This window comes from Roseospira navarrensis, from assembly GCF_009601025.1.
In the GTDB taxonomy this organism is placed as follows: Bacteria; Pseudomonadota; Alphaproteobacteria; order Rhodospirillales; family Rhodospirillaceae; genus Rhodospira; species Rhodospira navarrensis.
In genome coordinates, this window is the sequence record NZ_WIVE01000136.1 from 1 (window position 1) to 2,277 (window position 2,277).

The 2,277-nt window shown below is 57.8% G+C and carries 3 protein-coding genes and 1 pseudogene; 3 read left to right on the plus strand and 1 reads right to left on the minus strand.

Going from position 1 to position 2,277, the window contains the following annotated elements; all coding sequences use genetic code 11:
- From GHC57_RS18870 to GHC57_RS18880, 3 genes and pseudogenes are all read left to right on the plus strand, one after another.
- Positions 1 to 153, plus strand: a pseudogene (locus GHC57_RS18870) (IS1595 family transposase); the annotation flags it as partial.
- A gap of 27 nt (positions 154 to 180) precedes the next feature.
- Positions 181 to 867: a tyrosine-type recombinase/integrase gene (locus GHC57_RS18875; RefSeq protein ID WP_153347173.1), complete on the plus strand. Its 687-nt coding sequence runs from the start codon at positions 181 to 183 to the stop codon at positions 865 to 867.
- A 380-nt stretch (positions 868 to 1,247) separates the two neighbouring features.
- Positions 1,248 to 1,496 (plus strand): hypothetical protein, encoded by a 249-nt coding sequence (locus GHC57_RS18880; RefSeq protein WP_153347175.1) that lies wholly within the window; start codon positions 1,248 to 1,250, stop codon positions 1,494 to 1,496.
- A gap of 426 nt (positions 1,497 to 1,922) precedes the next feature.
- On the opposite strand, the gene GHC57_RS18885 is transcribed toward GHC57_RS18880, so the two are convergent.
- The coding region (locus GHC57_RS18885; RefSeq protein ID WP_211369257.1) for a hypothetical protein at positions 1,923 to 2,277 on the minus strand (355 nt) is incomplete at its 5' end.

Sequence of the window (2,277 nt, forward strand, 5' to 3'; positions counted from 1 at the left end):
CGCAAGCATCTGCAAGCCTACCTCGATGAGTTCGTCTTCCGCTTCAACCGCCGCCGCACCCGGCACGCAGCCTTTCGATCCCTACTGGGCACCGTCACCACCAAAGGACCCATCACCTACGATATGTTGATCGCGCCGGAAGCAAAGGGATAAGCCTTGTCTGCATATTGGCGGTACTTGATGAAGCAGGGGCATGTTGAGGCAAACCCCTGGCATGGCCTCACAGAGTCTCCCGGACAACACCTGAAGCGCGCCTACAAGTTCGAAGAGATCAGGAAGTTCTTTCAGTCCGAGCACGTCAAGGGTGTTCTCCGGGACTGGATGGCGGTTGCCCTGTTCACTGGGCTGCGCTTCGAAGATGCCGTTCAGATCAAAGCCGAAGACCTTGAGAACGGCGGGGTTCATATCCGGGGCGGCAAAACCGAAGCGAATATCCGTTGGGTTCCTCTGAGTGGTCCAGCCCTGAGTGTCATCACCAAGCGCGCTCAGGGGCGTTCAGGGTACGTCTTCCATGAAGTGAAGTCAGGGAACTTCAACAGGAGGTCTCATGCGATCTCAAAGCAGTTCGGGCGTGTCAGGGACAAAGTATTTGGGAAGGGCGCGGGCGAACGAATAGACGCGCATTCCTTTAGACGGACTTACGCTTGGTTTGGTGAGCAGGTCACCGACGCTGTATTGCTTGGTCGCCTCATGGGGCACCAAGGAGAAACCCTCGCACTTAGAGTTTATTCAGCCGGTGCCTTCGTGGAGCGGCTGAAAGAGGCGCAGGACGCAATCTCTGGCTTGATTATCGAGAAGACGGGAGCGGACCTGTGGGAGTGGGCAAACGATGGTCAACAAGGAGACGAGGACCATGTGGACATCTGAAGAAATCGCTTTGCTTGAGGACATGGGAGAAATCCTGCTAAAGCGGGAGCCTTCTGCGTCCTTCGTGACGGAGCAGGGGGAAGACGGGGACCCATACGCCGTCTTCTCCGCCAGAGGTGAGATCGGACACGAGACGCTGTTCCTGGTGACCCGCGAGGGGACCACCGTGGCGTCTGTTGGGGCCGATGGGCGGACACGGTGTCGGGGCAATCGCCTGGATCAGGTGTTGAACTGGGAGGTTCAGCAACAGAAGGCCGCCTAGCGGCCCTCCGGGAGTCACACAGGGCCGTCTCTGTCGCACGGATGCAGTTGGCCCAATCGAAGAGATGGTTCTGTGTGGGCTTCTGAGGGACAAAGACAGCGTAAAGGAGAAATGGAAGATGAGTGACACTACCCCGCAGCCCATCAGCGTCGAAGCCATCGAGTCTGAGGAGCACGTCAACGGTCTGTTCATCAGTCCGAGCGGCTTCTGGATGGTCATGCGGCACAGGGATGGCGAAATCTATCTGACCTGTCTTGAGTTTGAACCCCATAAGCTGAGTGATCTCGTGGTGGGTCCCTTCTATCGGGTCGGCACCGTCGATCCCAAGATCCGCACCATCTGTCACGCCATGACGAAGTCCGTCTGAATTTTCCCCCTAGCGGTTCATCTGGGGTTCATTATTGGGCGTGATCTGTTTTCTGTGGAGCGTGTTTTATGTCTGAGTTCTACGATCTCTTTAGAATTGTGATCATCCCTGTGGTGTGCATTGGTTATATACTATGGGCCACTTACGAGGGACTTTAGGTCCGATTGGCGCGGCGTTCCGCGTGGGCGTCGAGGAAGGCTTTGCGGCCCATTTAGGGATCAGAAGCGCCCTGCGGGGCACATTTGATGACTAACTCCTCCCCAGCAACGCGGTGCTGGGTAGACCAGCAACGAGCGACTTCCATGTAGTTCCATGCCTGGGGCTGTTGATGGTCGCGTCGGGGTCAAACTGCCCGTCAACGAGCATTTTACTGACCTGCATGAAGCGGTGACACGCGGAACCCGCCATCAAATTGACGGAGGTCCGTCAATTCACCTCTTCGGCCTTCCCGACCACCTCGTCCGCGCTCATGCCGAACCCCTTGGCGAAGCCTTCCAGCTTCCCCTTGGCCACCTCGGCTTCGTGCTCGGTGCCTCGTTCCGCCATGGCGTGAAGCTTCTGGGCGTACTCGGCGTCGGCTTGGGTGAACGACTGGGCGGGGGTGGGCTTGGTCTGACGACGCTCGGCGTGGGCGTCGAGGAAGGCCCGGACGCCTCCGTCAAAAAGGTGGAGGTCCACCTTTTTGGCCTCGGCGAGTTTTGCGAGATTGAGCAACCTGAGGGATGGAAATTCGGTCTGAGGCGCTTCAGTCATCCCGGTTTTCCATGTTGATGTAGACGCG

What these genes read in the sequence shown, in the direction of transcription:
- GHC57_RS18880 (WP_153347175.1), top strand. Translation starts at nt 1,248, where the DNA reads ATGAGTGACACTACCCCGCAGCCCATCAGCGTCGAAGCCATCGAGTCT.
- GHC57_RS18875 (WP_153347173.1), top strand. Translation starts at nt 181, where the DNA reads ATGAAGCAGGGGCATGTTGAGGCAAACCCCTGGCATGGCCTCACAGAG.